We start from the raw sequence: 8,969 nt of genomic DNA on the forward strand, positions 1-8,969 counted from the left end.
ACTAAACTGCTCCTTTAGTACAACAAGAAAAAAAGCTGCCCTTATGACAGCTCTGATCTTCAACTATTGCTACCCGTTACTTTAAGTACATTTCTTCACAATCTTTTTTACACCTCAAAAAACTCAATCCCAAAATGTGTTGTCCAAGCAAAAAGACGACTTCTTATTAAAGAAACCCGTTTGTGAAAAACATGCGATTTTATTTTTTGGGCACAATTAGAGACCTTTTCTATAACCAAAAAACAGGTATCCACTTAGACATAACTGAATAATACTCAAGGCTAAAAACGGATTCGTCACGATATACGTTTCACCTACAATAATTCGCTGAAAGTTCAATCCAATGAAGAAAACAGCTCCCATAATGGCAGATGCATACCACGAACTGTTATTCATATTTTTAAAACTACATACCGCCGCCGTGATATTACCTAGTCCGAAAATGACAATCGCTAGGATCCCAGGTACCACCCAACTATCAAAAGGAAGCGTAGAGGACCAGCTATCTGGATATTCCTCAGCGAAAATTCCATAGCTTGAACTTACCATCTGCATACCTATCCAAATCGCGCCTGTCGCCAAAAACAAATCATAAATGCCCAATATCCTTGCTCTTATTGTTCGCTTCATCTTTTTCCCCCCCATAGTTGTCATAAAAACCTTCTGGGCTACTCTAAGGTAAGTGCTACAATCCCAATAAAATAACTGCTGACATAAAAACGAGAGTTTTTCCTCGTTCCATAAAGAAGCACCTTACTTATTTATCGTTATTATAATATTAATACATAATTTATCGTTTTACAATAAATTATTATTATGTTCAGGTATATCTTTGTCGTTTTGCCAATATCCCTACTTTTATGATGAAATAAAAAAGCATCTCTTATTAGCAGAGATACTTCAAAAATATATAGTGGTTTTTAAACAAACCACCCTCTTAGTTCAATAAATTTAACAAAAAAGTACCTTAATCCTTCTTGGATCAACGCACCCGTTAGCTTAAATACAACCGTTCACAATCTTTAAGATCCTTCTTTACAAATCATTAATAAATTGCCATCTGGATCTTTGAACACAAAATAAAAATTATCCTGAATCTCTGTAACAAGTTCAACATTATTTTCTTTCATAAATTGATATGAAGCTTGAATATCATCCGTTAAAAACTGAATTGATGGTACTTGGTAAGTCGAAATATCACCATCTTCTTTTCTCCACTTTGGCATGACATCTAAAACTAATCCAGCTGTACCTTCCATGGGTGCCACGAATATATGCCCAAAAAATTCTTCTCCTCCTTCCAAACCAAGTATTTTTCTGTACCATTCTTTTGCTTTCTCTAGGTTACGAACTGGAACAAACACACCACCGATTCGGTTTTTAATTGGTGTTCTGTAGACAGGTTCAGTCATAAAAACATCTCCCTTTAATAAATCATTTAATACACTTTAGAATTCTATATTTTCTACTATTTGCCTCTATTATTTTAAAAAATAATTTCGACAAATAACCAATTCTTCTTAAACTCCCTCAGTTTGATACGAATATCTCTTGAATGCTCACTTATTCGCAGGATTTCATAACCCTTTAAAACAGATGTATAGGTAATAGAAATGAGTTCAGATCATTATGGCTACGTGAAGGCATAGTTAAATAAAGGAGTTAGCTAATACTCCATATTTTACCATATAATGTACATCTCCACGCCGCCCCTAGAGGCTTTCCCTCCCATGTCTCAACGGGTCAAACGCCCTTTCATTCCTTCGTCATGCCTATCCAAGGGGTGGAGGCCAGTTATGCTAACCTGATGGGTCTTAATGCCCTTTTGTTTAAGAAACCTGGTACTCCGTACATTTTTGAATTCCTACGAATAAGACAACATTCAAAATTAAGATAAACTATTTTTTAAAGATTTTAATTAATATTCTAAGCTGCAAATGGCATCGTTTCTTTTAGCTTATTTGGACAGTAAGATTCATTTCGTTTAGCTATACCTACAAATATTCTTGCTAGTTTACCTACTAACTTCATAATTGATTTCATTTTTTTCATTTTCTTGCCCTTTACATTATGTGCATGGATCGCTTTAAACTCAGGGTTGTTCATCACAAGGCTCATGGTTGCTAGGTAAAGGAAACGCCGTAGCCTAGATCTTCCTCTTTTGGAGATTACAATTTGTCCCTTCCATTTTCCTGAGCTTGCTTCAGCTAAATGCAGCCCTGCATGACGTAATAGAGAGTTCCCATGAGAGAAACCACTTAGGTCTCCTGCCTCTCCTAAAATACCAGCCAATGATATCTCACTGATTCCTTTAATCATAAGCAGTTTCTTTGCGAAAGGTATTTTGTAGAGAACTTCTTTAATTTGTTGTTCAACTCTATCGAGTTGGTTTATGGCAAGGTCATATTCTTCTAATAATTGTTCTAAGTGAAATTTATACGCATCTAGTGCTTGTACTGTTCCTATCGATGATTTTGCTAGTTGAATCAGTAGTTGAGCCTTTTTAGGACCAGGTTGTCGCTGCATTAATGACTTCCATCCCCTCATGACATCTAAGGGTTCCATTGTAGCTATTTCAGTAGGGGTTGGAAATAATCGAAGGGTTGCGATTGCTCCTTTACACGTTATATCTTTAAACACTTGCCTTAGTTCTGGGAAGACAATATCTACCCATCTATGTATCTGATTGGCAGAGCTTACAAGTCGTTTTACAATCACATCTCGATTTGAGATTAAAACTCTTAGCTTTTCAAAGGACTCTGAGGATGGACTGATAATTGAATAATAGCCGTTTTTCACCATATCGCCGATCACAAGAGCGTCTTTTTTGTCACTCTTTGATTGAGTGTTATCACGATTCTCTTTATTCCTTTTAACTAGGTGGGGATTTACTGTTACTACCTCAATTTTCTGTTCAATAAGCCATTTGGAGATATTCTTCCAATAGTGACCAGTAGGTTCCATACCTACAATAGCTGCATTTAAATCCTTCATTTTTTGTAAACTTTGAATCCAATTTAATAACCTTTTGAAACCAACTTCACTATTTTCAAATGTAAGGGGATCTCCGACAATAATTCCACGGTAATTTATAGCTCGTGCAACATGAAACTGTTGAGCAATATCCACACCAACAATTAAATGTTTATCGGAAATTCTTTCTATTAGTTGATTTTGTTTATCTTGCATTTTAAAATTCATAGTAGGGCTTCCTCCTTAAGAGACTGAGTTAGAGTGGTGTCTATACTCATATCTTACTGAGGGGCTTTATTTTTTTCAAACCTGAAATTTAACGATCTACAGGAATGCTAACCTGCCCCGTTAGTTTAAGTGTAACATTTCACAATTAATTTAAATAAAAAAAGTTCTTTAAGGAAACCTTAAAGAACTAGAGTAAATAACATTAATATTAAGTAAATAACTTTTTTATCAAACAAACAACTTTTTTTCGATAAAACATTTTGCTGTTAAAAACAAAAAAAGTTGGAAACTAAAATTATTGATTTAATTAGACTATTTAACTTTGTTATTTATTTGGAATTAAAACAAAGTTGGAAACTCAGTTTATTCCCACACTCTATCTAACGACAAAAAAAGTTGGAAACTCATAAGGGTTACTTGCTGTGATTGATAATATCTTCATAATTGGCTGATGAAGAGGAAAACCTCTCTACAAAGCAAAATTATAATAATAATTAACGATTTAGGATGGACGATAAATTTCAGTCCAGCAAAAGAGTTCAAAAAAATATATGCAGCATTCTAAACATAGAATTTATCTTTAACATTATATTTTAATACATCCAATCCGTACTTCTTGAATTTATACCGTATAAAACGGGAAACATCCTCCTCATGTGTAGAAAGGAAGATTTGCTTGTGCCTAAAGTCATTCCTTAATAACTCAACAAAGGATGCCATGTTTATCTCATCCATTGTCTGTACAGGATCATCAATTAGTAAAATATCCATAGAATTATTTCCATAAACTTTGTTTAAAGCTAATGTAAAAGCTATTACTAGAGCTGAAACTTGTCCCGAGGAGAGATAGTTAACTGCATCATGGTCGGATTTTGAACTAGCAACAAATTTAATACTTTTAACTCCATCTCCTTCACTTTCTTGAATAAAAAGCCCTAGACCCCTTTGGTAATCTTGAAGCAGTTTTCCGCTATATATGTAGAATGGAATCTCAATGTCACGCATTATCCGTTGCCAATGTTGACCAATACGTTGGTCATATATTTTTATTATTTCCTTAAGTTTCCCAATACCACTTTCTACTTTTTTCAATCTTATATTTAATTGGCTGATTTCAATCTCCAAATTTTTAATAGTTTCAGAACTACGATGATAATATTGAAAATCAATATATTGGGCTTTTTGGTGAATTTGTTCTAACGTGATGTCCCAAACTTGCTCCTCAGAGGAATCAAATAAATCCTGGAATATAGATTCAAATCTATTAGTCCTTTCATCAAACTCAGTATAACCATTTTTAACAATATGTTTTTTATTTATAAGGAATACAGAAAATTCCTCCACCTTTGATTCTACATCCTGAACACACTTTTGTTTTCTATTAAGAAAGGTTTGTATATCCATACTGTTTAATTGACACCATTCCATAAATGTTTGCACATTCTGTTTCCGTTTATAGCTTTCTTTTAACTGATTATAGAAATTTTCATCAACTATATTTCTTTCATCTATCAAATATTTATCTATCCAATTAATAATTGGTTCAATATACTGGATGTAAAATAAGTTGAATTCATTTTCAAATTTATTAATTGATAAGTCATAATATTTCCGGAATTGTTCCCCCTTTAATTCTATACTCTCAACTAATTTGTTATGAGTTTTCCAATCTTGACCACAAAGAGGACAAGTCGATCCATCTTCAGTTGTATATATATTCACCTTGGCAAAATGCAGAGTTAATGTTTCCCTTGTTGAATTAATTTCCTGTACAATTGCGGATAGTTCACTTGCATTGTTCTTATATCCAGTTAAGACACTTATTTTTTCTGTTATCGCCTTGATATCTACCTCTTGATCAATCCATTTCTTCAAATCTTTTAAAGGTAAAGAAGTGAAATTTTTATTAACTTGTTCTTTAGTTAGTAATGTTCTAAAGGTGCGAAGTTTTTTTTCTTTATCTTTCTTTACTTTGATTTCTCCAAATATATTTAAAAAATTTGCAACAATAATTGTATCCTGTAACAATGGAACATTCTCAGCACGTGATTGTAAAGATTTGTTCAATTGCGCCTTCAAAAACTCATCAAAATGTTTTCTAAAATCGTAAAGTTGTCTTAATTCGTTTAGGAATAAGTTTCTTGTATCTTGTTGAACTGAAACGACTTGTTTATCCCACTCTTTTGGTTCAGGAAGATCAGGTAATAATTGAAAGTATCCTACTTCAACGAGTTTACTTGTGTCCATATTTTGGAGTCCTAATGTTAGACCATTTAACAATTTTACCTTATTCGGTAGGATTCCTCCCTCTCCATTAATCTTCTTTCTCTCCCGCTCTAAATCACTCTTTATTTTCTCTAACTTATCTTGTTCTGCTTGTTCCCTTTCTGTATCAAAAAGTTGAGAGATAACATTCATACGTTCTTTACCATTCTTCTTCAAGAAAAATGTATTCTCTTCTTGTTGGATATAATAAAATAAACTAAAATAGCGATTAAAATCATTTATTTCTAATTTAGTATATACTTCTTCTGCACTTTTGGGATTTTGGGATTTTAGCGGATCTTCTAAGTTCTCCGTCAAATATGTATCAAACAAACCCCAATTATCCGGCTTACGGTCTAATGGTTTTAGCTTCCTACTTGCATCAAATTTTTTAATTACTGTAAATCTCTTTTTTCCATTTTCAAATTCAATTTTAATTATAGTATCTTTGCTCGTATCCTTGCTAAAGAGCAAATCACTATACCCCATCCTTCCGTCAGATGTATTTGTAACACGTGAAACCTGGCCACATAATACTAATTCAATTGCATCAAATATAGTTGTTTTTCCGAAACCGTTAGGCCCATCGAATACAATTAAATCCTTGTTGGTAAAGTCTATTATCTTATGGTCAATAGATTTAAAGTTTTCAATTAATATCCTTCTAATCCTATATGCCATTATTCCTCATCTCCACCAAATACCCGAATTATATTTTCTATATTTTCCGTACTTTCTAGTTGAAGTAAACTCGTTGTGTAGTTTATTAATCCAGCTTTTCTTAATTCAGTTTGAATTGTCTCTTTCAAGTCCTCCATCTGTTCCTTTCCACGTTCTAATATCAGAAAGGGGATTTTAATCATTAATTTTGAACATAAATTGTAGAGGCTTCGTTTCTTTGGGTCATTTTTTAGCTCTATAAATGCATCCTTATTATTGATTACTTCATTAATTATTTGCTGAGAATTCTTAGTTTTATCCCTCTTAAACAATTCCTCTAATATATGAGATTGTTCTTCAGTGTATGTAAGTACATATTTTTTAAAGAAATATGGATCCTCCTCTACTTGAAAAACTTCCTGACTTCTCTCTTCATTGCTTAATTCTTTCTTACGTTTCAGACAAATTAAAAGTGATAGGTTTTTATCCATTCTCTCGTCATATCCTGTTTCCAGGCTTTTTATTCCGTAGAAAAAATTAGGAACCTGTTCATCAAGAAAATCATTTGTAATTTCGTCAAGAAACATAACTAGGTAGAAGTTAATTGCATTTTCCTGAAGGTTTACAGCAAAAAAATCTCTTTCACCACTTAGAAAGGGTGTATTAGCAAGTATGTCAAAACTATGATCCCTAAAAATGCGTTGAATAATAGATGTCATTTATCTAACTCCCTTTTAGCAGTTTTTAAATCGATCATACGGATTTTTTTTATTTTCACTATTCTATTGTGATAATCTTTATGGTCAATCTTTATTCTATTAAGACTATGATTATAAGATAATGGCTCTCCGTCAACTTCAGGTAAATCACTATTTATTTTTTCCGGTTTTAAACTTTGTAGGTTAATACTTTTAGTTATCATTACATCAACTTCATGCAAAGATTCCTCAACCAAAATTGAATTTTGTAGTATTTTGTCTACCATTCTTCCAACTTTCGGCTTACTATTTGATTCTATAATCGTAGTAGGAAGATATGAAATATTTTGTGAGTCTTCTCCTTTTTGAAAGAACATATGTTTTATAGAATCAATTTTATGTTGTATTTGTTTCAAAATCTCTAAATAACCCTCTGTCATATGCGTTTCCGGAATGTAATTTCTTAAAGCTTCTAGAAGTGACTCTGGATTATCATCGTTAACAGGATGATGAGGAGTTATTTTCATACAAAATTTAAAAAAGCTCTCATCATCAAGTTCTAAAACCGCATTAATAAGACGATTGAGATTTTCTTTATTAACATTATCATCTGAATATTGATACTCCTCTTCGAGATCTTCTATATACTGATTAGTTATATTGTTGAATTCATGTCTAAGTAGATAAATACAGTACTCCCTACTCAGAAGTTCATAATTTTTTTGAACGACTTTTAAAATTTCCTGAAAGGAAATAGGTACTTTTTGATCCTTTTTACCAATTTGTATGTCTCGATGCCGTTCTCGAATATGTCTGTCCAACAGTCCAAGTAAATGGAGATATGTACGATCCAGTTGTTGTTCAGTTACCACTCCTTTATAAAGAGTCTTTATTTGAAACTTAATCTTTTCTTCAATTTCATCCATACTACAATGTAAGCAGCTTTGTCCGTAGGAAAAAAGAGAGAATTTATCAAATGCCTCCTCATACCGTCCTGAATTCAGTACATGATCTTTACATTGCTTGGGAGTCCAATAATTTTTGGATTTTTTCTTTTCTTGACCCTCATTATCTACTTCAGTTTCAACTTTTTCAGAGATTTTATAAGCAAGTATACTTTCCCGAAGATTGTCTATGTTACTTATAGGAACAGTTGTATGTAAATATGTATTTTTAATTTTGGGGATATCAATTGTTTTAGCAAGTAGAAGCCATATCGCTTCTTTATATTTACTAGGCATAGTTTCTTTATAAGTTTTGACTTGGTGTAAAGCAATATATTCTCCATTTTTTAATATAGAGAAATCTTCCAACCACTCCAACTCTAATTCATAAATTGCACAGGTATCATAGTCTATCTTCAATTCATTTATCAATTTCAAAACAACAAAAATACCTACTTTTCCTTGATGGTTATAACCATTCCAACTGGGACTTGCATCCGTAGAATATTTTTTAGTTTTTTCAGTGATGCTCATGCTCATATTTTTTTCACCAACTCTCATTAAAATAAAAACATTATTTTAAAAGTGTGTGGAAGACGACACTTAGTGGTCAGTTTGTTACAAGTCTATTTTACTAGTTTTCAAGACAATTTTCTTCAAATTTTGCTAAATGTTTACAAATTATTATTAAACTTTGCTTTTTCACTAAAGAAATACACCATTGTATACAAGCTTTGTATTTGGCATTAAAAAAGTGATTGTAATAGGAGTATATTTTATGAAATTTGAAAAAACCAAAATACGCAGGTAGTGAATAAAAACTTGCATATTTTTGGCTTTTAAATTTTGTTCCTTATTGTGTTAAAGCACCCGTTAATTAAATAAGTTTTTTACTTTTCTTCTTCTAAATATTCTTTATATGCTTTTTGAACTTTATCTATTTTGGGCGATATATTTGAAATTCTTTTATGAATATCATTTAGTAAGTACAAACCTCTAAAAATACAACCTACTACAATTCCAAAAGCAACAATACCACCAACAAGTGGTCCCATCATCAATAAGATGTACCCTAAAATAGCACTTAAAATTATTGATAAAAGTAAAAACATATAACCCCTCCCCATACATTTTTATTACCAAAAAGCCTATTCCCTTATTAAACTCTACTGCTTCGTTAGTACAATAACTTCAACAAAAA

7 protein-coding genes are annotated in these 8,969 nt (G+C 32.0%); all 7 read right to left on the reverse strand.

Going from position 1 to position 8,969, the window contains the following annotated elements; all coding sequences use genetic code 11:
• Window positions 1–216: 216 nt before the first annotated feature.
• Window positions 217–630 carry a hypothetical protein gene (locus tag V7097_RS18080; protein ID WP_335705039.1) on the reverse strand — a complete coding sequence of 138 codons (414 nt, stop codon included), beginning with the start codon at window positions 628–630 and terminating at the stop codon, window positions 217–219.
• 392 nt (window positions 631–1,022) lie between these two features.
• Window positions 1,023–1,412 (reverse strand): VOC family protein, encoded by a 390-nt coding sequence (locus V7097_RS18085; protein ID WP_335705040.1) that lies wholly within the window; start codon window positions 1,410–1,412, stop codon window positions 1,023–1,025.
• A gap of 514 nt (window positions 1,413–1,926) precedes the next feature.
• Window positions 1,927–3,201: an IS110 family transposase gene (locus tag V7097_RS18090; protein ID WP_335705041.1), complete on the reverse strand. Its 1,275-nt coding sequence runs from the start codon at window positions 3,199–3,201 to the stop codon at window positions 1,927–1,929.
• A 561-nt stretch (window positions 3,202–3,762) separates the two neighbouring features.
• Window positions 3,763–6,147, reverse strand: a complete 2,385-nt coding sequence (locus tag V7097_RS18095; protein ID WP_335705042.1) for an ATP-binding protein — start codon at window positions 6,145–6,147, stop codon at window positions 3,763–3,765.
• Entirely contained in the window at window positions 6,147–6,845 is a 699-nt protein-coding gene (locus V7097_RS18100; protein WP_335705043.1) for an ABC-three component system middle component 1, read from the reverse strand. Before V7097_RS18100 ends, V7097_RS18095 begins: the two co-directional genes overlap by 1 nt.
• Window positions 6,842–8,308 (reverse strand): ABC-three component system protein, encoded by a 1,467-nt coding sequence (locus tag V7097_RS18105; protein ID WP_335705044.1) that lies wholly within the window; start codon window positions 8,306–8,308, stop codon window positions 6,842–6,844. The genes V7097_RS18100 and V7097_RS18105 overlap by 4 nt, the downstream gene beginning before the upstream one ends.
• A 350-nt stretch (window positions 8,309–8,658) precedes the next feature.
• Entirely contained in the window at window positions 8,659–8,880 is a 222-nt protein-coding gene (locus V7097_RS18110) for a hypothetical protein (RefSeq protein ID WP_335705045.1), read from the reverse strand.
• Window positions 8,881–8,969 lie beyond the last annotated feature (89 nt).

Source organism: Bacillus sp. JJ1562 (assembly GCF_036962705.1).
Lineage (GTDB): Bacteria > Bacillota > Bacilli > Bacillales > Bacillaceae_L > Ferdinandcohnia.